Origin of the sequence: Bifidobacterium apousia (genome assembly GCF_007559275.1) — a bacterium.
Lineage (GTDB): Bacteria > Actinomycetota > Actinomycetes > Actinomycetales > Bifidobacteriaceae > Bombiscardovia > Bombiscardovia apousia.
The window spans coordinates 92,219-116,236 of the sequence record NZ_VMHK01000004.1 but is presented as its reverse complement, the minus strand read 5'-3'; the positions used below and the strand labels follow the sequence as shown (position 1 = coordinate 116,236).

Annotated in this window: 20 protein-coding genes and 1 riboswitch; of the genes, 5 read left to right on the top strand and 15 right to left on the bottom strand. The window is 63.9% G+C overall.

Going from position 1 to position 24,018, the window contains the following annotated elements; all coding sequences use genetic code 11:
* Positions 1-13: 13 nt before the first annotated feature.
* From FPK30_RS06410 to FPK30_RS06360, 12 genes are all read right to left on the bottom strand, one after another.
* Positions 14-1,249, bottom strand: coding sequence for an argininosuccinate synthase (locus FPK30_RS06410; protein ID WP_045924607.1), 1,236 nt, complete (start codon positions 1,247-1,249; stop codon positions 14-16).
* Between the two features lie 59 nt (positions 1,250-1,308).
* Positions 1,309-1,845 carry an arginine repressor gene (locus FPK30_RS06405; protein WP_144085795.1) on the bottom strand — a complete coding sequence of 179 codons (537 nt, stop codon included), beginning with the start codon at positions 1,843-1,845 and terminating at the stop codon, positions 1,309-1,311.
* Positions 1,845-2,819 (bottom strand): ornithine carbamoyltransferase, encoded by a 975-nt coding sequence (gene argF, locus FPK30_RS06400; protein ID WP_144085794.1) that lies wholly within the window; start codon positions 2,817-2,819, stop codon positions 1,845-1,847. Before argF ends, FPK30_RS06405 begins: the two co-directional genes overlap by 1 nt.
* A gap of 47 nt (positions 2,820-2,866) precedes the next feature.
* On the bottom strand, positions 2,867-4,141 hold the full coding sequence (locus FPK30_RS06395) for an acetylornithine transaminase (protein ID WP_144085824.1): 1,275 nt from the start codon (positions 4,139-4,141) through the stop codon (positions 2,867-2,869).
* Between the two features lie 7 nt (positions 4,142-4,148).
* Positions 4,149-5,096, bottom strand: a complete 948-nt coding sequence (gene argB, locus FPK30_RS06390; RefSeq protein WP_144085793.1) for an acetylglutamate kinase — start codon at positions 5,094-5,096, stop codon at positions 4,149-4,151.
* Positions 5,097-5,167: 71 nt separating this feature from the next.
* On the bottom strand, positions 5,168-6,337 hold the full coding sequence (argJ, locus tag FPK30_RS06385) for a bifunctional glutamate N-acetyltransferase/amino-acid acetyltransferase ArgJ (protein ID WP_144085792.1): 1,170 nt from the start codon (positions 6,335-6,337) through the stop codon (positions 5,168-5,170).
* On the bottom strand, positions 6,334-7,425 hold the full coding sequence (gene argC, locus FPK30_RS06380) for an N-acetyl-gamma-glutamyl-phosphate reductase (protein WP_144085791.1): 1,092 nt from the start codon (positions 7,423-7,425) through the stop codon (positions 6,334-6,336). Before argC ends, argJ begins: the two co-directional genes overlap by 4 nt.
* Before the next feature lie 104 nt (positions 7,426-7,529).
* The gene (locus tag FPK30_RS08160; RefSeq protein ID WP_186279421.1) at positions 7,530-8,123 is read right to left on the bottom strand and encodes a DJ-1/PfpI family protein; all 594 of its coding nucleotides are present in this window, start codon (positions 8,121-8,123) and stop codon (positions 7,530-7,532) included.
* A gap of 23 nt (positions 8,124-8,146) precedes the next feature.
* On the bottom strand, positions 8,147-8,755 hold the full coding sequence (locus FPK30_RS08155) for a DUF4190 domain-containing protein (protein ID WP_186279420.1): 609 nt from the start codon (positions 8,753-8,755) through the stop codon (positions 8,147-8,149).
* A 25-nt stretch (positions 8,756-8,780) separates the two neighbouring features.
* Positions 8,781-11,387 carry a phenylalanine--tRNA ligase subunit beta gene (gene pheT, locus FPK30_RS06370; RefSeq protein ID WP_144085789.1) on the bottom strand — a complete coding sequence of 869 codons (2,607 nt, stop codon included), beginning with the start codon at positions 11,385-11,387 and terminating at the stop codon, positions 8,781-8,783.
* Between the two features lie 7 nt (positions 11,388-11,394).
* Complete coding sequence (pheS, locus tag FPK30_RS06365; RefSeq protein ID WP_144085788.1) at positions 11,395-12,462, bottom strand: phenylalanine--tRNA ligase subunit alpha; 1,068 nt, start codon at positions 12,460-12,462, stop codon at positions 11,395-11,397.
* A gap of 69 nt (positions 12,463-12,531) precedes the next feature.
* Positions 12,532-13,452, bottom strand: a complete 921-nt coding sequence (locus FPK30_RS06360; protein ID WP_144085787.1) for a TrmH family RNA methyltransferase — start codon at positions 13,450-13,452, stop codon at positions 12,532-12,534.
* Positions 13,453-13,687: 235 nt separating this feature from the next.
* Here FPK30_RS06360 and FPK30_RS06355 point away from each other — a divergent pair, with 235 nt between their 5' ends.
* Positions 13,688-14,308: a superoxide dismutase gene (locus FPK30_RS06355; RefSeq protein ID WP_015022073.1), complete on the top strand. Its 621-nt coding sequence runs from the start codon at positions 13,688-13,690 to the stop codon at positions 14,306-14,308.
* 109 nt (positions 14,309-14,417) lie between these two features.
* On the opposite strand, the gene FPK30_RS06350 is transcribed toward FPK30_RS06355, so the two are convergent.
* From FPK30_RS06350 to FPK30_RS06340, 3 genes are all read right to left on the bottom strand, one after another.
* Positions 14,418-16,913: an ATP-binding cassette domain-containing protein gene (locus tag FPK30_RS06350; protein ID WP_144085786.1), complete on the bottom strand. Its 2,496-nt coding sequence runs from the start codon at positions 16,911-16,913 to the stop codon at positions 14,418-14,420.
* Between the two features lie 10 nt (positions 16,914-16,923).
* Positions 16,924-17,598: an ECF transporter S component gene (locus tag FPK30_RS06345; RefSeq protein WP_144085823.1), complete on the bottom strand. Its 675-nt coding sequence runs from the start codon at positions 17,596-17,598 to the stop codon at positions 16,924-16,926.
* Positions 17,599-17,647: 49 nt separating this feature from the next.
* Positions 17,648-17,763: riboswitch (TPP riboswitch) on the bottom strand.
* 3 nt (positions 17,764-17,766) lie between these two features.
* On the bottom strand, positions 17,767-19,143 hold the full coding sequence (locus FPK30_RS06340; RefSeq protein ID WP_144085785.1) for a dipeptidase: 1,377 nt from the start codon (positions 19,141-19,143) through the stop codon (positions 17,767-17,769).
* Between the two features lie 66 nt (positions 19,144-19,209).
* Between FPK30_RS06340 and FPK30_RS06335 the strand changes: the two genes are divergently transcribed.
* From FPK30_RS06335 to glnA, 4 genes are all read left to right on the top strand, one after another.
* Positions 19,210-19,836 (top strand): DUF3043 domain-containing protein, encoded by a 627-nt coding sequence (locus tag FPK30_RS06335; RefSeq protein ID WP_144085784.1) that lies wholly within the window; start codon positions 19,210-19,212, stop codon positions 19,834-19,836.
* A 139-nt stretch (positions 19,837-19,975) separates the two neighbouring features.
* Positions 19,976-21,463, top strand: coding sequence for a dihydrolipoyl dehydrogenase family protein (locus FPK30_RS06330; RefSeq protein WP_144085783.1), 1,488 nt, complete (start codon positions 19,976-19,978; stop codon positions 21,461-21,463).
* Between the two features lie 48 nt (positions 21,464-21,511).
* Positions 21,512-22,246, top strand: coding sequence for a DUF4191 domain-containing protein (locus FPK30_RS06325; RefSeq protein WP_144085782.1), 735 nt, complete (start codon positions 21,512-21,514; stop codon positions 22,244-22,246).
* 143 nt (positions 22,247-22,389) lie between these two features.
* On the top strand, positions 22,390-23,826 hold the full coding sequence (gene glnA, locus FPK30_RS06320; protein ID WP_144085781.1) for a type I glutamate--ammonia ligase: 1,437 nt from the start codon (positions 22,390-22,392) through the stop codon (positions 23,824-23,826).
* Positions 23,827-24,018 lie beyond the last annotated feature (192 nt).

Sequence of the window (24,018 nt, the reverse complement as noted above, 5' to 3'; positions counted from 1 at the left end):
TTGTCGCCGGTGCTCACTGCTCTTGCCCGTCCTGCGCGATGCCGTTGCCGAAGCGCATATCGCGGGCGGCGGCCACCTTGTCGGCCAGACCATAGATGGCGATGAACCCATTGGAGGCGTTCTGGTCGAAGCTGTCGCCGGACTCGTAGGTGGCCAGGCTGTAGTCGTAGAGGGAGCTGTCGGAGTGCCGGCCGGTGACCACGGCCCGTCCCCCATGCATAACCATACGGATGCGGCCGGAGACGTAGCGCTGGGTCTCCTCGATGAAAGCGTTCAGAGAGCGGACGGCCGGCGAGTACCACTGGGCGTCGTAGACCAGCTCGCCCCAGCGCTTGTCGATGTCGCGCTTGATCCGGTGCTGTTCGCGCTCCAGGCAGCAGTTCTCCAGCTCCTGGTGGGCGGTGATCAGGGCCACGGCCCCCGGAGCCTCATAGAGCTCGCGGGACTTGATGCCCACCAGCCGGTCCTCGATCAGATCCACACGTCCGATCCCCTGGGCTCCGGCGCGGCGGTTCATCTCCTCGATGGCCTCCAGAGGAGTGACGGCCCTGCCGTCGATGCGCACAGGGATGCCCTGCTCGAAGTCGATGGTCACCTCATCCTCGACCGGCGGGAAAGCCGGGTCGTCGGTGTAGGAATAGACGTCCTTGGTGGGCCCGTTCCAGGGATCCTCCAGGTAGCCGGTCTCGATGGCCCGCCCCCAGACGTTCTGATCGATGGAATAAGGGCTCTCCTCGGTCTGCTCGATGGGCAGGCGGTGCTCCTTGGCGTAGGCAATCTCCACATCCCTCATCAATCCCAGATCGCGAATGGGGCTGATGGCCTTCAGCGAGGGGTCGATGGACATGATGGAGACCTCGAAACGGACCTGATCGTTGCCCTTGCCGGTGCAGCCGTGGGCTATGGTGTCGGCACCGTACTGGTGGGCCGCCTGGACCAGATGCTTGGTGATCAGCGGCCTGGAGATGGCCGATACCAGCGGGTAGACGCCCTCGTACATGGCATTGGCCTTGAGCGCCAGCATGCAGTAATCCCTGGCGAACTCGTCCCGGGCATCCACCACGACGGACTCGACGGCCCCGCAGTCCAGGGCCCGCTGGCGGATGGTCTGCAGACGCTCCCCGCCCTGGCCCACATCCAGGGAGACGGCCACCACATCCTTGCCGGTGCGCTCCTTGAGGTAGGGAATGGACACTGAGGTGTCCAGGCCACCTGAGTAGGCCAGCACGATGCGATTGTTTTCGGTCATGGCGATCCTCTTTCCTTGTAATTTCACACTTGTCGATTTCCAGTTCGTGCCTTCCGCCGTCATCGGGCCCTGGCATCCTCCTGGCCGGAGACGATGGTCATGAGCCAGTCGGCCCGGGATGAAGCCGATTCATCGTCTGCAGCGATGATCAGAATCGTGTCGTCTCCGGCTATGGTGCCTAGGATCCCCTTGATGGGCTGGCGGTCCAGGGCGGAAGCTGCATATTGGGCGGCGCCGGCCGGGGTTCTGACCACCAGCAGGTTGCGGGCCCGGGCCACCGAGGTGATCAGCCCGGTCAGAATCTTGGCCAGGTAGGCATCGGTCTTGTTCTCCCCCTCGACTTCAGGCCCCTCTGCGACAGCGGCTTCCATGGCCTGCTGGTCGGTGGTGGCGGGAATCCAGTAGGCCATGCTGCCGTCTGCGTACCGCAGCTTGGTGGCATGCAGGTCGTCCAGATCCCGGCTCAGGGTGGCCTGGGTCACCTCGATGCCCTGCTCAGCCAAGAGGGCCGACAGCTGCTGCTGGGAGTTGACCCTATGTCGGTTCAGGGCCTGGCGGATGGCATCCAGCCGGGCCACCTTGGTCGTCGGACGCATCAGCACACCCCCTGCAGGAGGGATTCGTCACCCCGGGAGCGGGCCACCAGCCAGGTCATCAGGGCCTTCTGGGCGTGCAGCCGGTTTTCGGCCTCGTCCCAGACCACGGACTGGGGGCCGTCGATGACCTCGGCCGTCACCTCCCGGCCCCTGTAGGCTGGCAGGCAGTGCTGGAAGAGGGCATCCGGGCGGGCATGGGCCATAAGTGCGGCGTTGACCTGATAGGGCAGGAAGGGATGGGAGCGGATTTCATACTGGTCCTCCTCGCCCATGGAGACCCAGGTGTCGGTGAAGACGCAGTCGGCGTCCTCGACAGCCTGAACCGGATCCGTGGTGACCAGAATGGATCCGCCGTTTTCAGCGGCCAGGGTCCGCGCCTGATCCACCAGGCTTGGATCGGGCAGGAAGCCATGGGGCCCGGCAATCCGCACGTTCATGCCGGCCACTGCCCCGCCCAGCAGATAGGAGTTGGCCATGTTGTTGGCTGCGTCGCCCAGGTAGGCGATGGTCATGCCGGCCAAGGCATCGACCCCGCCCCGGTGCTGGGCCAGAGTCAGGAAGTCGGCCAGAACCTGGCAGGGATGGAAGGAGTCGGTCAGCGCGTTGATGACGGGCACGGTGGCATGGGCAGCCATGGTCTCCACCCGATCCTGGCCGAAGGTGCGCCAGACGATGGTGGACGTCATCCTTGTCAGCACCTTGGCGGTGTCCGCCACGGGCTCGCCACGGCCAAGCTGTGAGCCAGAGCTGTCGATGACCATGGGATAGCCGCCCAGCTGGGCCACGCCTACGCAGAAGCTGGTTCTGGTGCGCGTGCTGGGCTTGTCGAAGATGATCGCCACGGCCTGAGGCCCCTGATAGGGCTGGGACAAATAGGGATTGGTCCTGAAGGCCATGCCCAGCCGAAGCACCTCCAGCTGCTCCTCGTGGTTGAGGTCGTCGTCACGCAGCATGTGCCGCAAACCCTTGTTCATCTCTGCCTCCCTATCGCTATGGTGATGCACGTCATTGAGGGCTGATCTCACTGATCATCCTGCCGCAAGGCCTCGTCCGCGAGACTGGCGGGAGCCTTAGCCAGGATATCCACGGCCAGGTCGATCTGGTCGGCCTGGATGATCAGGGGCGGGGCTAGACGCAGGGCATCAGGGGCCACTGCGTTGACGATCAGCCCATGGTCCAGGGCCCAGGAGGCCAGATCCCCGGCACAGGGAGCGCTCAGCTGGACCGCATCCAGCAGCCCCCGGCCTCTGACCTGGCCATAGAGGGGATTGCCGCAGGCGGCGAGGCCAGCGCGCAGCCTCTCCCCCATTTGCTGCGCCTGTTCCAGCAGGCCCTCCCGCTGAATGGTCTCCAGGGTGGTCAGCGCCAGGGCCGATCCCAGGGGATTGCCACCGAAGGTGGACCCGTGCATGCCCGGGGTCAGCAGGCCCGATGGCTCAGGGCCGAAGGTGATCATCCCGCCCATGGGAAAGCCGCCTGCCACCCCTTTGGCGAAGGTGAGCACGTCTGGGCTGGCTCCTCCGGACAGGCTCTGGTCCTGGAAGGCGAACCAGTGGCCGGTCCTGCCCATGCCGGTCTGCACCTCGTCCAGAATCATCAGGGCCCCATGACGAGTGCAGAGCTCACGCACCTGCCGAACGTAGTCAGGATCCAGCGGCAGCACCCCGGCCTCCCCCTGGATGAGCTCCAGAATGACAGCCGCCACCGGCTCCCCTGAGGTCTCCCCCTGTGCGAAGGCCTCCTCTAGAGCCTCGCCGTCTTCTGCCGGCAGAAAGCCCATGCCCGGAACCAAGGGCTGGAAGGGCTCACGGATGGCCGGCTTCCAAGTCAGGCTCAAGGAGCCCATGCTGCGGCCGTGGAAACTATGGGTCAGCGCCAGGATCCGGCCAGGGTGACCGCCCATGCGAGCGCCATGCAGCCGGGCCAGCTTGATGGCCGCCTCATTGGCCTCGGTTCCCGAGTTGGCGAAGAAGACACGGGATCCCTCCGGAGCCTGAGCCAGGTCCAGCAGTCGTTCGGCCAGCTCGATCTGAGGCTGGGAGGCGAAGAAGTTGCTGATGTGGGCCATCTTCCCGGCCTGCTCAGCCAGGGCCTTGTTCCAGGCCGGATGGGCGTAGCCCAAGGCGTTGACCGCGATCCCGGCCATCATGTCCAGATAGCGGTTGCCGTCCAGGTCCCAGATCCAGACGCCTTGGCCATGGTCCATGACCCTGCCCGGGCGTCCGAAGACCTGCATGTGGACGCGGTCATAGCGGTCTGCCCATTGACTGCTCTGCGGCCCCTCGGGGGTCCTCATAGGTGCATCAGCATTCGTCATGGCTCCTCCTCATGATCATGTCCCGGCCCGGCACGACCACTGTGCCGATGCCGTTGCGGGTGAATATCTCGTTGAGCATGGAATGCGGCCGCCGTCCGTCGATGACGTGGGCCTCGCCCACCCCGGAGCGCACGGCCTGCAGGCAGGCCTCCATCTTGGGGCGCATCCCCTCATGCATGTCCTCCAACATATCCTCAAGACGGTCCACGCCGATGCTGGAGACCAGGGAGTCAGCCTGGGGCCAGTTGGCATACAGTCCCTCCACGTCAGTGAGAATGACCAGTTTCCGGGCCTCCAGAGCTACTGCCAGAGCCGATGCGGCCGCGTCGGCATTCACGTTGAGCACCTGGGTGGGATCCTGCTCGTCAGGAGCCACGGAGGAGACCACGGGGATACGCCCGGCATCGATCAGATCTTCGACGGCTGAGGCATCCACGCCCACGACCTCGCCCACCAGTCCCAGGTCGACTGGTCGGCCATCCGCCATGCCGGTGCGGCGGGCCGCACTGAACAGGCCGGCATCCTCCCCTGACAGGCCGACCGCCATGGGACCGTGGGCATTGATGGCACCGACCAGATTCCTGCCTACCTGTCCGGTCAGCACCATGCGGACCACCTTCATGGTTTCGGGGGTGGTCACCCGTAGCCCGCCGCGGAAGACTGAGGGGATGCCCAGAGCCTGGAGCATGCTGGAGATCTGCGGGCCGCCACCGTGCACCACCACCGGATGCATGCCCACCTGCCTCAGGAAGACCATGTCCTGGGCAAAGCACTGACGCAGGTGGTCGTCCACCATGGCATGGCCACCGTATTTGACTACGATCCTCTGACCGGCGAACTCCTCCAGCCAAGGCAGGGCCTCGATGAGCACCTGGGCCTTGTGGGCATCGTCCAGGGCCTTTTCGGCTTCGGCATCCTGCTCGTCATCCGCCATCCTCTTCCCCTTCCTTATGACCATCTTCCAATTGCTGCAGCTCTTGGCACCGTGTCCGATCAGGCTTCCTGTCAGGTGTGGTAGTCGGCATTGATGGTCACGTATTCGTGGGTCAGATCATCGGTCCATACCGTGGCCTGGCTGTCGCCCTGACCAAGGTCGATGTCGATATGGACTTCGGGAACGTGCAGGTCGACCAGTTCCGGGTCCTGCCCGGGACGGCCTCCCCGGCAGACCTTGATGCCATTGAAGCTGACATCCACATGGGCCGGATCATAGGCCGCCGTCGCAGCCGGGACGGTGCCCAGGGAGGACACCACTCGGCCCCAGTTGGGGTCCTCGCCGGCCACCGCGCACTTGAGCAGCGTAGAGCCGGAGACCGCCCGTGCGCAGGCAAGGGCTGCATCCTCATTGTCAGCACCGTCCACCCGGATGCGGATCCGATGCCTGCTGCCCTCACCGTCAGCCACGATCCGATGGGCCAGATCCGCGCAGGCCTGACCCAGCTTCTCCTGGAACTGGTCGGGGTCAGGCCGCACGCCAGAGGCCCCGGAGGCCATCAGCAGGACGGTGTCGTTGGTGGACATGCACCCGTCCACGTCGATCCGGTTGAAGCTGAACCGGCAAGCCTCGGACAGGGCTTGGCGAGCCTGTGCCGGCTCCAGAATGGCATCGGTGGTGATTACGCAGATCATGGTGGCCAACTGCGGAGCGATCATCCCGGAACCCTTGACCATGCCGCCCAGCCGCCAGCCAGAGCCGTCCACAGCCACGGTCTTGGTGCAGGTGTCGGTGGTCAATATGGCCTTGGCGGCCTCTTCGCCAGCCTCCTGACTGGCCGACAGCCCCTGGGCAGCCTGGTCGATGCCGGTCAAGATGGAGTCCAGATGCAGAAGATGGCCGATGATCCCGGTTGAGCAGACGGCAACCTGCTCGGTGGGCAGGCCCAATTGCTCTCCTGTCCGCTCGGCCATGGCCCTGGCCTGGTCCAGGCCCTCGGGACCCGTGCAGGCGTTGGCATTGCCGGAGTTGATGACCACGGCTCCAGCATGGCCTTCTTCCAAGATCCGACTGGTCCAGATGACCGGAGCAGCCCGGAACCGATTGGGGGTGAAGACCCCCACAGCCGTGTCCATGGGTCCGCTGTTGACGACCAAGGCCAGATTTCGGCGCTGCGAACCTCCCGGACGGTGGGCGATGGCGGTGCCGGTCCGGAAGCCTGCAGGGTAGGTGATGCTCATGGTGCCACTCCTATGGTTGTCAGTCCGGTCTCCTCAGGCAGGCCCAGGGCCAGATTCACGGCCTGAAGGGCCTGGCCTGCGGTGCCCCGGGTCAGGTTGTCAATGGCGGCGAAAGCGTAGAGGCGGTCGGCACGCTGGTCCACAGCGACCTGGACCTGGGCCCGGTTGGAGCCGTACACGTCAGCTGTCGAGGGAAGCTTGCCCTCGGGGAGCAGATCGACAAACGGCTCCTTGGCATAGATCCCTTCCCAGACGGCACGAATATCAGCCATCCCCATGCTCCGGCCAAGCGCGCTCAGCCTGGCTGAGACCACAGCCAGAATCCCCCTTGACATGGGGACGAGTATGGGGGTCAGCCCCAGGCGGATGGGTTTCTGAGACTGGGCGAAGCTCGGATCCACCGCAGCGGCCTTGCGCAGGTTCTGCAGAATCTCAGGGATATGCCGGTGGGTGCCTCCGACCGAGTAGGGATGGGCCGAATTGATGGCCTGGGCTGCCAGCAGATCCATTCTGCCGCTCGAGCGTCCGGCACCCGAATAACCGACTGCCAGGTCGGCCACCAGATCATCAGTCTGGACCAGTCCGGCTGACAGGGCAGGCTGGAAGGCCAGAGTGACTGCTGTGACATTGCACCCAGGACCAGCGATCCGATGGGTCTGTCCAAGCAGCTGACGCTGGCGGCCGCCACCCGGATTGAGCAGCTCAGGCATCCCGTAGGTCCACGGGCTTGAGAAAGGCCCGCCGTAGTAGTCTTGCCAGTCGCCTGGATCCTCCAGCCGGTGATCAGCCCCCAAGTCGACCATCAGCGATTGCGGATCCAGCTGCTCGGCCAGGGGGCCAGAAGCCCCGTGAGGCAGGGCCAGAACCACCAGATCATGGCCGGCCAAGATATCCGGCTTCGTATCCTGAATCTGCAACGAGGCCAGCGACTCCGGAAGGTTGGGAGAGAACTCCCCCAGCAACCGGCCAGCCGAGCCGTGACCGGTGACCGTGCATACCTGAAAGGCTGGATGGGCCGCCAACAGACGGATCATTTCCGAGCCGGCATACCCCGAAGCTCCCGCTACAGCCACCGTGTATTGCCGCATGAGTGCTCCCTTCATCGGGCACCATCATACATACTCATGCAGTGAAACGCATATTTATGCAATTCGGCGTGTCGCTATGCGTCTGCTTTCGCTGCGTTGCACTTTCAATATGCGAAGGGGTCATAACCGGAGTCTCGGTTGCGGATGTATTCCATTTGCCTACTGGCCCTGTCCGACGCCTCGGGCCCGCATGTGTCCTCCACAAAGGCCAGTGCCATGTCAATACCGGCCGAGATGCCCGAAGAGGTACGAAACTTGCCATCGACCACCCAGCGGGCATCCTTGATCCAATCCACGCGGTCCCCCGTGCCGACGACCCAGTCAAAGGCCAAGTCATTGGAGGTCGCACGCCGACCGTCGAGCACACCGGCGGCAGCCAAGAGAGCCGAGCCTGTGCATACCGTCATTACCTGCGGCGACTGGGCGGCCAGGCTTGCCAACTGCCCAATCCATCGGTCGCTTCTAACCAGAGTTCGCGTGCCGGACCCGCCAGGTATCAGCAAAACTCCCTTGGGATCGATCGCTTCGGATCCTAGAGCTTCGACCCTGACACCGCCCTCCCCGACTTTCACTCCAGGGCCGTCCAAGGAGAAGAGCCGCACCCGGGCGCCATCAGTATTGATGAACACCTCAAAGGGGCCGAAGACATCCAAGGGCTCAAACCCGTCGAATACGACAATATTGATATCCAAGCCCATCTGAATGACCCCCTGCTTAGATCTCAGGCGCTGACACCATCCCCGCCCGAGCCGCCGCCACCCGTTGAGGGCGACGGCACCATCTGTTGGTAGAAGTCGTTCAGGGAGACCCCGTTGACCAGAAGCCAGATCCAGGCCAAGGTGAAGAGCAGGTTGATGATCAGGGCAGCCATGGCCAATCCATAGCCCTTCATGTGCAATTTGCGGGTCCGATACATGGAAACGCCACCCAGCAAGGCGGGAATCACAGGCATGGGCAGGAAGAGGGCCATAAGGAAGGCGATGATGGCGCAGGGATCCCAGTGGCCGTAGACCGGATTTTGGGAGGGATCGTTCAGATCGGGCATGCCCTGGGGAGGCCATCCTGGCGCACCGGGACGGGTCTGAGGATTCCCAGGATTTCCGCCGCGACCGGGACCCGGCTGCCCCGCCATGGGCATAGGCCTATTGGCGGGGTTGCCCTGGGACGAATCGGATTCCTTGGCCTTGGGTTCGGGGTCTGGGCGACCGTATACGTACGGATTCCATCCTGGATAACGATCGGCACGGGCGCCATACAAGGGCTGGTCGCCCCCATCATGATCCTGGCGGTCGGGTCCACCGGCTGTGCCCTGTTCTTGAGAATCCGTCATGTCCCTCGGTCCCCTAGATGCCCGGTCAGGCACGCAGCACGGCGCCCAGACCTGCAGTCTTGTCAACGATGGCCTGGCGCAGGGATTCGCTGTCCTCGGACGTCAAGGTACGGTCCGGGGCGCGGAAGGTGACTGCGAAGGCCAGCGATTTTGCATGCTCACCGATCTGATCGCCAGTGAAAACGTCGAACAGCTCGATGGATTCAAGACTAGACCCAGCCGCTTCTCTGATGGCGGAAGTCAGGTCGGCTGCCGAGACCGTGTCCGGCACGGTGAAGGCCAGATCCTGACGGACCGGAGGGAAGGTCGACACGGGCTTGGCCTGCAGGGGGGTGTAGTCCAGTTGGTCCAGCACCATGTCCAGACTCAGCTCGAAGGCGGCCGAGTGGGCAGGGAAGCCCAGGGCCTGATCAACCCGAGGATGCAGCTCGCCCACCATGCCGACAAGCGTGCCGTCATCCAGGACCAGCCTGGCGGTACGGCCCGGATGCCACTGGTCGGGCACCTGCTCGGCCGGGAGCTGCTCCAGCCGATAGTGTGCCCCCAGCCTGTCCAGGACACGACGAGCCGATTCGACTGCATCGGTCCAGTCCACATCCCTGCTGTCCTTGAGCCAGCCGTCCTCCTGGGCGCGGCCGGTCAGCAAGGCCGCCACATGCAGCCGTTGCTCTGGCAGACCCTGGTCCAGGCGGGCCAGATCCTCGTCGCTGGGACGCACGCCGCCCGGAAGAGTGGGCACCGCTGGAGCCTTGGGATCGCGACGGAAAACATAGCCGATCTCGAAGAGGCGCACGTCCGTGTTGCCACGTCGCAGGTTGCGCTCCACGGTGTTGGCCAGCGGCAGCAGCAGGCTCTGCCTCAGATAGGGCCTGTCAGCTGCCATGGGGTTGGCCAGTTCCACGCTGTTGACATGGACCTGGTCAGGGTCCATGCCGAAGGCCTTGAAATCATTGTCGCCAACGAACGGGTAGTCCAGGACCTCGGTCAGCCCATACTCGGCCAGGGTGTCAGCCACCCAACGACGACGCTGCTGACGATCGGTCAGACCAACCGCTCCGGACACCTTGGGTGATGGCACAGTGACAGGGATGCGGTCATAGCCCACCAGGCGGGCCACCTCCTCGACCAGATCACAGCCCTCGCCCAGGTCAGGCCTCCAGGTTGGCGGGGTCACCGACAGCCGGTCCTGAGGATCGCCCTGGACCGTGCAGCCGATGTCACGCAGAATAGCAACGATGCGCTGGGGCTCCACCTCCAGTCCGGTCAGACGTGCCACCTCGCTGACGGCAAAGTCGATGACCGGCATTGGCTTGGTCTGGTTCATATCCAGCGGAGCATCCAGGTCCTGGCCACCGGCAAGGCGATGCAGCAGGTCAGCGGCCATGGCTGCGGCGGCCGGCTGCATCTGCGGATCGACCCCGCGCTCAAAGCGCTTGGAGGCCTCCGAGGGCAGCTTGTGGCGACGGGCGGTCCGGGCGATGGTCACCTGGTCGAAGTGAGCGGACTCGATCAGGATGTTCCGCGTCAGATCGGTCACCTCCCCGTATAGACCGCCCATGACTCCGGCCAGACCCAGGATTCGGGAACCCTCGTGCCCCTCGGGCGAGTCGGTGATGAGCAGATCTTCGGTGCTGAGCTCGCGATCCTTGCCATCAAGGGTGGTCAGGTGCTCGCCCTGCCTGGCCCTGCGGACGACGATGGGGCCGCTGAGCTTGTCCAGATCATAGGCGTGCAGGGGCTGGCCCAGGTCCAGCATGACGTAGTTGGTGATGTCCACCGGCAGGCTGATGGAGCGCATGCCGGCCCGAACCAGCCGACGACGCATCCAGCTGGGAGTGGCGGCCTTGGGGTCGCACCCGGTCAAGGCACGCAGGTAGTAGCGGTCGCACCCGGGCTGACCGTGAATGGGGTTCTCATCCTCAACATGTACGGCCAGCGGAGCCTGATCCTCCTGAGCTGCTGAGTCCGGCACCGTCTTGTTCAGCTCAATTACCGGATCCGTGTATTCGGCGCCCGTGGAGTGGTGGTATTCGCGGGCAACCCCCCGGTAGGAGAAGGCGTAGCCACGGTCAGGGGTGATGTTGATTTCAAGCACGGGCCTATTCATATGCAGGAGGCTCATGGCATCGTCACCGGGCTTGAGCTGCTCGTACTGCTCGGGGGTGAACCCGTAGTTGCGTAGCAGGATGATGCCCTGATGGTCCGAACCCAGCCCCAACTCACGCTCGGAGGCGCACATGCCATCCGAGATGTGGCCATAGGTCTTGCGCGGTTCGATGCGGAAGTCTCCAGGCAGGACAGCCCCTGGCAGGGTCACCACCACCTTTTCGCCCGCAGCCATGTTGGGGGCCCCGCAGACAATGCCCCGGGGCACCTTGCGGCCCTGGTCGTCCACGGCGTTGTACTGCTCGCCTACATCCACATGGCACCAGTTGATGGTCTTGCCGTTCTTCTGAGGCTCGGGCTCGGCATCCACCACATAGCCGACCACAATGGGGCCGGTCACCGTGGACTGATGGATGTCCTCCTCCTCCAGGCCGACCCGGACCAGGTCCTTGGCCAACTGTTCATAGGTCAGATCCTCGGGGACCTGCACATGCTCCTTGAGCCAGTCGATATCTACCATTGGCATCTGACGGTCACTCCCCCATCTCGAACTGCTGGCTGAACCGCACGTCGCCCTCGACCAGGTCGTGCATGTCGTTGATGTCGTGGCGCAGGAGCAGGGTGCGCTCCATGCCCACGCCGAAGGCGAAGCCTGAGTACCGCTGCGGATCTACGCCGGCCGACCTCAGAACGTTGGGGTTGACCATGCCGCAGCCTCCCCATTCGATCCATCCGGGGCCACCCTTCTTGTCGGGGAACCAGAGGTCCATCTCGGCGCTGGGTTCGGTGAAGGGGAAGTATGAGGGCCGCAGTCTGGTCCGGGCCTCGGGACCGAACATGGCCACGGCGAGCTTGTCCAGGGTGCCCTTGAGGTCGGCCATGGTCAGGTGCTCATCGACGGCGATGGCCTCGCACTGGTGGAATACCGGGGTGTGGGTGGCATCCAGTTCGTCGGTACGGAAGACCCTGCCCGTGCAGGCCACGTAGAGCGGTACACCACGGGTTATCAGGGAACGGGCCTGGTCGGGCGAAGTATGGGTGCGCATGACCATGTTGGATCCGACGAAGCCGGCGGCGTCCCTGGCCTGGCTGCCCTTGACGTAGAAGGTGTCCTGCATCTGGCGGGCAGGATGATCCGGGCCAAAGTTGAGGGCATCGAAGTTGTACCACTCGGCTTCCAGCTCGGGGCCCTGGGCGATGCTCCAACCCATGGAGACGAAGAAATCCTCCACATCCTCCATGAGCTTGGACAGCGGATGACGTGCGCCCTGAGGTTTACGCTCGACCGGAAGGGTCATATCCACCTGCTCGGCAGCAAGACGGCGGGACTCTTCCTCCTGACGCAACTGCCGGTCCTTGAGCCCGTAGGCACGGCCGAAGTCAGCCTTGAGCTTGCCTGCCAGACGCCCAGCGGTCTTCTTCTGATCCGCTGGCAGCCGTCCGATCATCCGGCCTGATCCGGCCAGGGCTGAACCTGTCCCCGCATACTTGGCCTTGATCTCCTTGAGTTCTGCCAAATCGGAGGCTTCGCGAATCCTGCCGATGCCCTCGTTGACCTCGTCGGTCATCGCCGCGGGGTCGAATTCTTCCTGTGCCACCATGGACCTTTCCACTGTTGCCAATGCCGTGTCCGGGCCGCAAATCAGCGGAAATCCCGGTCGTTGACGCCTTCACATTCTTTCAATACGACTCGACATGGCCATGGCGTAAAGCAGCACTGCTGCCGAAGTAGCCAGATTGAGTGATTCAGCCCGCCCGTATATGGGTATGCGGACGATCTGATCCATGGACTGCAGCAACTCATTGGGCAGTCCACGTGCCTCATTGCCGAAGAGCAGGGCCATGGGCTGACCCGCTGAATCCGGCTGTGACAGGGCGCCGCTTGCCATCAAATCAGTCAGGGAGCGGACCGGTTTGTCCGGCGTGCCATAGACATCAGCCGCCACCATGATCCGTCCCTGCCGTCTGCACAGGGCCAGGAAGTCATCAGTGTCCATGGTCATCAGGGGTATATGAAAGGCCGATCCAGCCGTGGAGCGAATGACCTTGGGATTGGTGGGTTCCACACACTGATCCACCAGGATGACCGCCCTGCAACCGGCGGCATCGGCGGTGCGGATCACGGTTCCGGCATTGCCTGGATCACGAATCTGCCAGAAGGCCGCCACCAGGTCGGGGCCCTCCCCGGTCAGGCTGCGGGGATCGCTGAGGTTCGTCGGCTGGGCCAGAAATCCGTCCGTATGGGCCTGCGCCAGGATCCCCTGGGCATTGCTGCTGATGGCACGCATGACCCGAGCGGAGACGAAGTGCCCGTAGCAGTCAGGCAGCTCCCGAGCCTGCTCCATGATGGCGCCTACAGTCTCGTTGAGCGGGCGCCGATGGCCGCCCTGGGCTGCAGGAGAGGACTCATCGGCCTGAATATAGAGGTCAGTCAGCAGGTCGGGACGCCAGCGGACCGCCTCGCGCACGCTCTGCGGCCCCTCTATCAGGAAGCGGCCATGACGCTGCCGGGCCCGCCGATCCTGCAGTTCAGCCAAGCGATGAACGCGTTGGGCATGGGGATTGTCAAGAAGGGTGTCATCAAAGGGCATGGGCACCACTCTAGCCCCGCCAGCCGAGAGCCCCGCAGTCCAGAAGCCTGCGGCTTCACCTCGGTGAATCTACATCTGTGGGAAAGTTCACTGAAAGAAAGGCCTGCGCCCCTTGTGCTCCTCGGACAAGGGGCTAGGGTAAAAGAACCGGTCGGGTCGACCACATCCGTTGTTGGTATGGCGCAGACCGACCATCACTCGTCTGGCTTGGCCAGAATCATTGTGAGGAGACGATATGCCCGTATACACACTTCCCGATCTGCCCTACGACTACTCGGCGCTGGAGCCGTACGTGTCCGGCAAGATCATGGAGCTGCACCATGACAAGCACCATCAGGCTTATGTGAACGGTGCCAACAAGGCCCTGGAGCAGATCCACGACGCGGCCGAGTCCGGCAACGTGGCTCAGTCCAACCTGCTGGAGAAGAACCTGGCCTTCAACCTGGCCGGGCACAAGAACCACTCCATCTTCTGGAAGAACATGGCCCCGGCCATCGGCCAGGAGCCAACTGGCGAGCTCAAGGCCGCCATCGAGGACCAGTTTGGGTCCTTCCAGGGCTTCCAGACCTACTTCGAGTCCATGTGCGCAGGCATCCAGGGCTCCGGCTGGGCCGTCCTGGCCTGGGATACCCTGGGCGAGCGCCTGGTCACCCTGCAGATGTACGACCACCAGGGTAACCTGCCCGTCACCATCTTCCCGCTGGTTCTGCTGGACCTCTGGGAGCATGCCTACTACCTGGAGTACCTGAACGACCGGGCCAGCTACGTCAAGGCCTGGTGGCACATCGTCAACTGGGAGGATGCCTCCAAGCGCTTCGACGAGGTGCGCAACATCAACACCACTCTGGCCAGGTAAGAGGCCAGCGCTTCCAACCACAGGTGGATCCCGGTCCTTTCCCCTCTCTGCGGGAGGCGGAAAGGACCGGGGTTCCTCCGTATCTGGAGCCTTCGAGAAACCCTGGCGGTCAGTTGCCGAAGAAGGCGATGGAGCCGGTCAGCGCAGCCGCGGTCAGGGAGATGGCAGGCACAGCCAGGCAGATGAGCAGGAAGCCCGCATCACGTGGTCTGACCTGGGAGACCCGGGCATGGGTGCGTGGCGTGCTGCCCCCAAAGCCCCTGGCCTCCATGGCCGTGGCTAAGGTCGTCGAACGCCTGATGGACAGGACCAGCAGGGCGAAGGCCTGGGGCATAAAGGCCTTGAAACGGTTCTCATCGCCCAGCCCTCGACTCCGGCGGGAGGCGGTCAGGGCCGACCAATCATCCTTAAGGACGGTGAAGAGTCGCATGCCGGCCAGCCCTCCGTAGACGAAGCGATCAGGCAGGTGGAGCACTTGGCTGAAGGCATCGGCCAGGTCAGTGGCGTCTATTCCCAGGACGGTAATGATAGCCGGGATCCCGATGGCCAGAATCCGCAGCGCCGTAGCCAGGGCCAGATCCAGCGACCGCTGGGTGATATGAATCATCCCCCACTGCCAGAAGGTGGCGCCACCGCTCTTGCCATAAAGGATGATCGCCAAGGCTGAGCCAGGCGCCCCCAGGAAGATAGGCCAGGTGGATCTGACCACGCGCAGAGGCGTGAAGCCTGCCGCGCCCAATAGCAGGAACTCCAGGATCAGGGCCGTCGTGGCCGAGACCGGGTCCAAACTGATCAGCAAGGGCAATGCGGCCAGAAAGGCCCCGATCAGACGGAAGGCCGGATTGATGGAGGCTATGTATGGCGACCGGCTGGCCGGCTTGACCGGCTCGTCCCGCTGATCCATGGGCGTGACGGTCAGTCTGGCCGCAACAGTCTTCTGACGGGCCTGCAAATCTGACTCTGATACAGGCCAGACGGCCTTCTGGGCTCCCGGAGGCGTCATCTCCACCAGACGGGCATCCAGGGCCTGGACCAGCTCCCGGTCGTGGGTGACCAGGATTATGCAGGCTCCCTGGTCGCGCAGGTCTGCAATCAGCTGGGCCATGCTGACCCAGGTGTTCCTGTCCTGACCGAAGGTAGGCTCGTCAAGAATCAGCATCTGCGGTGCGGCGGCCAGGGCCGAGGCCACGGTGAGCCGCCGCTTCTCACCGCCCGAGAGCGTGTAAGGGTTGGCATGCGCGTACTGCCTCAGCCTGAAACGGCCCAGCAGCTCCAGGGCGCGGATCTGGGCCCGGTCCTCGCTCATGCCGGTGCGCAGGGGGGCCAGTTTGACCTCATCCAGGACCGTGCCACGGGCGAACTGATGCTCGGGATTCTGAAAAACGTAGGCGATGCGCGCCGCCAGCTGGGATGAGGTCCATCGGATGGGCTCGGACTCAGCAGGCACCTGCCCCTGTGATCCCCGAAGCAGGCGGTCCTGGGCAAGAACCGAACCGGCCACCGGCTCCAGCAGACCGGCCAGGGTCATGGCCAGCGTGGACTTGCCGGCTCCGTTGGCCCCGACCAAAGCGGTGACCTGCCCGGCCCTGAATTCCAGATCGATATGCTCGGCAACCGCCCGGCCCTGACGGCCCACCACCAGATCCCGAGTGGCCAGCAGGACGGGATGATCATTGCGGCCCGATTCAGATTGCCCGGACCTAACCCGGGACCGTCCAAGCTCGGGGAGCGAATCCCTGGCGCTCCTATACGCTTCGGGAACCCAGACGCCCAGGGAGGCCAGGTCCAAACCAGGATCAGTGAAGACCTCCCGGGGGCTGCCGTCGGCCATGATCACCGTCTTGCGATAGGTCGCAGCGCCCGATCCGCTGGTGCTATCTTCAACCTCGCCCAGCCCAAGCACGATGACCCGGTCGATCATATCCATCCATGGACCTGCCCGGTGCTCGACCAGAACCATCGTGGAGCCCTGCCGGTCCAGGACCTTCCTGACGGCGCCGACAATCTGCTCGACACCGACCGGATCCAGGTTGGCCGTTGGCTCATCCAGCAGGAGCAGCCCAGGCTGCATGGCCAGGGCGCCGGCCAGGGCCAGACGCTGCATCTGCCCTCCGCTCAAATGCACGGTGGACCGGGTCAGCTGCAAGTCAGCCAAACCTACCTCGGCCATGGCCTTCTGTACCCGTGGCCAGATTTCCTGGCGGGGCAGCCCCATGTTCTCGGGCCCGAAGGCCACATTGTCACCAAGCCGCTGAAAGATGGCCTGAGCATCCGGATCCTGCAGGACCAGACCCACACGCCCCCGGCTGGAGACGGCCGGATTGCCGTCAATCAAGACCTGGCCCTGGGTCACCCCGCCTTCATCATCCTCGACCTGGTCCTGGCCGTTCTGCGGGGCATGATCGCCCAGCAGCCCGGCCACACCCTCGAGGATGGTCGATTTGCCGATGCCGGAGGCTCCCAGCAACAGCACCCGCTGACCTGCAGGAATGCTCAGGGAAAGATCCCTGACGGCGAAGTGGTTCCGATAGGCATGCCGATAACCCCAACCGCGCAGTTCCAAGGCTGCGGGTCGGTAGGGATTATCCTCGATGCTCTGGTCCACGCCCAGACCTCTACTTCCCGGTCGTACGAATATCGCGGCCGGAGGCGAAGCGGTCCAGAGCCCCGGTGGCGGCAATGGCCTTATAGAGGTACCAAACCAGCACTCCGGCGATCAGCGCGCCCGAAATCAGGGTGGCTATCAGATAGATCACCCCGTAGGGACCGGTCAGGTTGATGGCCTGCAGGTGCGTGCAGAAGGAGTACAGCCAGCAGCCGAAACCGGCGGCAGCGCCCGACAGTGCCACCGTGGACATGTTCCAGCGCCGGTAACGCAGCAGTATGAAGACCAGCTCGGCCATGAAGCCCTGAAGCAGACCGATCAGTATGGTCTCCACAGGCACCCAAAGGCTGCCCAGCAGCGACTCCAGGATGGCTGCGACCAACTCGGCATAGACGGCCGCACCCGGCTTGCGCACGATGACCGAGGCCAGAGGCCCGGCAAATAGGTAGAGACCGTTGAGGATGCCGCCCAGACCGGGCACGACCCCATCCAGGAACGACCAGGGAATGGTGGTCACCATGGCGACCACCCAGTAGATTACTGCGGAGGCCACCCCGATGACCGAAGCTACGGCGATATCCACCACCCTCCACCGTCGGGAGGGGGTCCTGACCTGGGAGGGAGTCCGCTCGGACTCCGGCTCCGATCCGGAAGCAGTGTTGTTGATGAAATGACCATCGGTCATGATCTTGTGCCTTTCCTCGGGGCGCTCCCTATGAGCGCCATCCCGTTCAGGCACGGGTCCAGTGACATCCGTGCGCCGGCATTACCCGGTAAACGTTCGTCCGGTTGAGGCTGAGCCTCCTCTCAGCCGCACGCCCATAGGCATACGGCCCCCGTGTCACTTGCCATCTTAGAACGTACGGTGGTCAAGGGAATCCAGCAGCAGGGCCTCGGTGATGATGTTGTCGACCAGCCCCTGCAGGGAGATGGACTCGTTCGGGCTGTGGGCGTTGGACTGGGGATCCTCTGGGCCGGTCACCAGGACCTGGGCCTCAGGGAAGAGCCGCTTGAGCTCGGGGATGAAGGGGATGGATCCGCCCTCGCCCTTGTTGACCGGGTCCCGTCCGAAGGCCTGCCGCATGGCCTCCTCGGCCTGCCGGACCACCGGGCTGCCGGCATCCATGGCCCATCCCATGCCCATGTCGCCGGGCGTGACCTCCACCCTGGCCCCCTGAGGAGCATGGGCGATCAAAAAATCAGCCAAGGCCTGCGCGGCCTGCTCAGGGCGCTGGGTGGGCGCAGTGCGCAGGGAAATGCGGAAGCGGGTCGTATCAGCCAGCACGTTGAAGGAGCCCTCCACCGGGTGGGCATCGAAGCCGATCACCGCCGCTGCAGGCTTGGTCCAGAGCCGGGAGGCCAGGGATTCGGTTCCGGCCAGCCGGTAGGAGTCCACTACGCCGGCATCCGCACGCAGCTGGGCCTGGTCCAGGTCACGCTGCAGGCCGCCTATGGGCTGTCCGCCCTCCAGGCCGGGCACCGCCAGCTGACCCTGGTCGTCATACATGGAGGCGATCAGCATGGCGGACAGGGTGTTGGCATCCAGGATGGGCCCGCCGAACTGCCCGGAGTGAACCGGGTGCTCAAGGACTGTGACCGTGACATCCAGGTCCGCATTCCCTCGCAGGGAGGTGGTCAGGCTGGGGGTGTCCGCCGACCAGTTGCCCGAGTCGGCCACGATGATCAGTTCCGAGGCGAAATCGTCCCGATGAGCCTGGAGGAAGGGGATGAAGCTGCGCGAGCCCATCTCCTCCTCACCCTCGATGAAGACCTTGACGTTGACGCGCAGGTCCTTGCCCAGGGCGTGCAGGGCACCCGAGTGGATGGCGATGCCGCCGCCGTCGTCGGCCGATCCGCGTCCGTAGAGCCGTCCCTCCTTCTCCACGCCGGCAAAGGGGTCAGTGGACCACTGGGAGGGATCGGGCACCGGCTGCACATCGTGATGAGCGTAGAGCAGGACGGTCGGGGCCTTGTCATCCACCTGCCGGGATCCGATCACCTCGAAGGCGCCCGGGGTCCCGTCAGGATTGGTCGCCTGGACCACCCGGGCATCTACACCCACCTGCCGCAGTTGCCCGGCCACATAGTCGGCCGATCGCCGCATGTGATCCCCGGTGATCCCCTTGGCCGAAACCGAAGCCAGGGCGATCTTGTCCTTGAGCAGATCGACGATCCGGCTCCTATCGTCCTGCACACGTGTGCGGATCGTCTCCAGGCCCAGCTCCGCCATCGTTACCTCCTGTGATTGCTTGCGAATCAATGCTTGCGAGTCTAGGCGTCACCGTAACCTGTTCGCATGACATGGAACCCCTTCTCACGCAAGGATCGACGGGACAAAGAGGCGGAGGCGGACCAGACGGCCTCCACTGAAGAAGCACGAGGCAAGGGACGCCCCACACCCAAGCGCAAGCAGGCTGAGGCCCGGAACCTGCGCCCGCTGGTCCCCAAGGACCGCAAGGCCTCTCGCAAGGCCGCCAAGGCCCGGATCCGAGCCCGTGAGGATGCCCAGTACGAGGCCATGAGAACCGGCGACCTCGACCACATGCCCAAGTCGGAGCGCCTGCCCTGGAGGATCTACATCCGCGACTATGTGGATGCCCGCTTCAATCTGCTGGAATGGATATTCCCGGCCATCATCCTTATGTTCGTCGCCACCCTGATGGGCATGTTCGTGGGCCCTCAGCACTATGCAACCTTCACCATGATGGTGACCGTCCTGCTCTATGGCTACCTGATCATTGCCCTGATCGATACCTGGCTGATGTGGCGCAAGCTCAAGCGCCTGCTGATCGACAAGTTCGGCGAGCGCTCGGTGGCCAAGGGTTCGCGTTCGGCCTCCTACGCCTGGCAACGGGCCATGATGGTCCGGCGGTGGCGGGTTCCCAAGCCCAATCAGAGCAAGCGCGGGCACTGGCCCGACTGACAGCCGATTATCCTGACATACCAAACGGTGAAGTAGTCATGCCGCCCGGTGCCCTTGGGTTCCGGGCGGTCTTTGCACTCACTCCGCATTGTGCGAATGCTCTTCATTCTCCCAGCCGGTACGGCTAGCATGGATTGTTATGCAGCAATCGATCAACCAAGCCGGCACAGAGTCTCTTGACCCATGGGACGCCGACAGCCGCCAGTACGACACCATCATTATCGGATCCGGCCCAGGCGGGTATGCCACAGCCCTGCGCACGGCAGAGCTGGGCGGACGGGTGGCCCTGGTCGAGCAGGACCCTGTGGTCGGCGGCGTCTGCCTGAACCGCGGATGCATCCCCACCAAGGCCCTGCTGACAGCCACCCAGGTTCTCGAACAGGCTGATCTCGGGGCCGCCATGGGCATCAATATCGGGTCGGCCAGCATCGACTACCATAAGCTCCAGGATTATCAGGACCGGATGGTGGACGCCATGACCGGCGGCCTGTCCAGCCTGCTGAAGCAGCGTGGCATCACCGTGGTGCACGGCCACGGCACCATCGTCGGCGACGGCCTGGTGGAAGTGACCGACGATGACGGCAATCGAACCCGGCTGACCACCTGCGACACCATCCTGGCCACCGGGTCACACGCCAGGCCCTTGGAGGAGCTCCCCTTCGATGATCTGGTCATCGACACCGACCGGGCGCTGACCCTCAAGCCCTTTCCCCGCCGGGCGCTGATTATCGGCTCAGGTGCGGTGGCCCTGGAATTCGCCACCATTTGGAACCAAGCCGGCTGCCAGGTGACCCTGCTGGTCAGACGGGACCGGGTGCTCTCCCACTGGGGTCGACGGACCGGCCAGATCATGACCCGGGAGCTGGAGCGTCAGGGAATTCAGATCATCACCCATGCCCGCTGCTCGGGCGGACACCGTCTGCCCGCAGATGGAGGCATGCAGGTCGACTACCAGCCGACCGACGACAAGGGCCAGGCGGGAGCGCTCGAGACCGATCTGGTTCTGGTGGCCATCGGCAGGGATCCCAATACCAACCCCCAGCATATGAAGGAGCTGGGCATCGACCTGGACGAGCAAGGTCAGGTCCTGACCGACTCCCAAGGGCGCACCAGCCGCGACCGGGTTTGGGCCCTGGGCGACATCACCCCTGGTCACCATCTGGCCCACAGGGCCTTCCAGCAGGGCATCACCCTGGCCGATGCCGCCTCTGGTCTGGATCCTGAACCTGTCAATGAGGCCACCATCCCCCGCGTGGTCTTCTCCTCCCCCCAGGCCGCAGCTGTGGGCTTCAGCCGGCAGGAGGCCGAGGACGATCCATCGCTGAACCAGGTCAAGGAGACCATCTACCCCATGATGGCCAACTCGCGCATGCGCATGAGCGGCCTGCAGGGCACCCTCAGCCTGATCACCGCCTGCCAAGCCACCGATCTGGAGAATCAGATAGTCGTCGGCCTGGAGATGGTCTCCCCACAGGCCTCTGAGAATATTGCCGAGGCCCAGCAGCTGGTGGGCAACCAGATCCCCCTGCACCGGGCGGCCGGGCTCATCCACCCCCATCCCACCTTCTCGGAAGCCATTGGAGAGGCCCTGCTCAAGGCTGACGGCAGACCCCTGAACATGCGTTAGGCATGCGGTAGACTGGTCAACCAGTGAACGTTTCCGAGTGAGGATGGCATGGCTACAGAGGACAGCAAGGGCAAAAAAGCAAAAAAGAAGAACAGCACGATCAGTCAGATCGTCAAGATCTACCAATTCACTTACGCAGAGGACAAGGCGCTTCCCTGGCTGCTGACTGCGGCCATTCTGGTGCCCACACTGATAGCGGTGGTGATCTGCCTGCTGGCCCACTTCAGCTGGCTGTCCTGGATCCTGACCGTGCTTCTGGGCATCATGGTCGGCCTGCTCCTGGCTACCATGACCCTGACCAGGCGCTCAGACAGGGTCGGCTACGCCAAGATGGAGGGCCGTCCAGGCGCTGCCGCCGCCGTGCTGAGCAGCATCTCCAAGGCAGGCTTCTCCTTCCCCCAGGAACCCGTCTGGATCGATGCCAAAACCAAAGATGCCGTCTGGAGGGGCACCGGCCGCACCGGGGTCTACCTGATCGCCGAAGGCGACTACAACCGCGTCAACAAGGCCATGAACCGCGAGGAGGAAAAGATCCGCCGCATCACCCGTGGATCAGCCATCCCCATCTACCGGATCAGCGTGGGCCACGGACCCGACCAGGTTCCGCTCAACAAACTTCAGCGAACCGTGATCAAGAAGAAAGTCAAGCTGACCGCCACCGAGCTGGAGACCCTGAACGACCGGCTGGTCACCCTGCAAAAGCGGCAGAGCGCCCTGGGGATGCCCAAGGGCATCGATCCGACCAAGATACACGTCAGCCGCAAGGCCATGCGCGGGCGCTGATGTTTCAAGGTCCCGGCATCTTCCACCAGGAAGGCGCCGGGACCTTCGCATGAAACACCCCCGTAACCTCAGCGGCGCATTGCCGAAAAAACCGGTCCCCTAGACTGGGTGACCGTTACGGTTTCCACGAAAGGAGCAGTTCAGTGAGCGAACTGAAGTCAAAGGCCGATTGTGAAGCTCTGATCAACCAGGAGGGCGTGGAATATGTCTCAGTCAGGTTCACGGACCTGATCGGGGTCCAGCAGCACTTCACCGTGCCCGCCAGCGAATTCCTCAAGGACGCCTTCACGGACGGCATGGCCTTCGACGGCTCCTCCGTCCAAGGCTTCCAAGCCATCAACGAATCGGATATGAAGCTGATTCCGGATCCAGAGACTGCTTACCTGGATCCCTTCCGCCGCCATCGCACCCTGAATGTGGCCTTCTCCATTGTTGACCCGGTGACCGATGAGCCCTACTCGCGCGACCCCCGGCAGATTGCCGCCAAGGCGGAGGCCTACCTGCGCTCCACCGGCATCGCCGACACGGCATCCTTCGCCCCCGAGGCCGAGTTCTTCATCTTCGACAAGGTCCGCTTCGAGAACAGCATGCAGCGCTCCTTCTACGAGGTCGATTCCATCGAGGCTCCTTGGAACTCGGGCGTCGACATCGAGGAGGACGGCTCCGACAACATCGGCTTCAAGAACCGGGTCAAGAAGGGCTACTTCCCTGTACCGCCCATCGACCACTACCAGGATCTGCGCGACGACATGGTGGCCAACCTGCAGAAGGTGGGCCTGATTCTGGAGCGCTCCCATCACGAGGTGGGCGGCGCCGGCCAGCAGGAGATCAACTATCGCTTCAACACCCTGCTGCATGCAGGCGACGACCTGATGAAGTACAAGTACGTGGTCCACGAGACCGCCGCCCTGGCCGGCAAGGCTGCCACCTTCATGCCCAAGCCCATCGCCGGGGACAACGGGACCGGCATGCACTGCCATCAGTCCCTCTGGAAGGATGGCAAGCCCCTCTTCTATGACGAGAACGGCTACGGCGGACTCTCCGACATCGCCCGCTGGTATGTGGGCGGCCTGATCGAGCATGCTTCGTCCGTCCTGGCCTTCACCAACCCCTCCACCAACTCCTACAAGCGGCTGGTGCCCGGCTACGAGGCCCCGGTCAACCTGGTCTACTCCGCCCGGAACCGTTCGGCGGCCATCCGCATCCCCCTGGCAGGCACCTCACCAGCTGCCAAGCGGATCGAGTTCCGTGCCCCCGACCCCTCCTGCAACCCCTTCCTGGCCTTCTCGGCCCAGCTGATGGCAGGACTGGACGGCATTCTCAACCACACCGAGCCCCCGGCCCCTATCGACAAGGATCTCTATGAGCTGCCCCCGGAGGAGCACGCCCAGATCAAGCAGGTGCCCGGCTCCCTGGAGGAGGCCCTGAACGCCTTGGAGGAGGATCACGACTTCCTGAGCGAGGGCGACGTCTTCACCGACGATCTGATCCAGACCTGGCTGGACTTGAAGCGCGGTGAACTGGACCAGACCCGTCTGGCCCCCACCCCCCTGGAGTATGAGCTCTACTTCCACATCTGAGTTCGCCTGATGACTGAGGCTGGCTGACCGGCCAGGTCACATGTGGCCCGATCCTTCCTGCAGAAGGGTCGGGCCTCTTTGCGTCGTCAGGACTATCGGCATCCACCCATTGACGGCAACACGCCAGCACCGGCATCCCGGCAGGCGGTCAGGCCAGAATGAGGAGAGGTTTGAAAAACGGATCCGATGGAG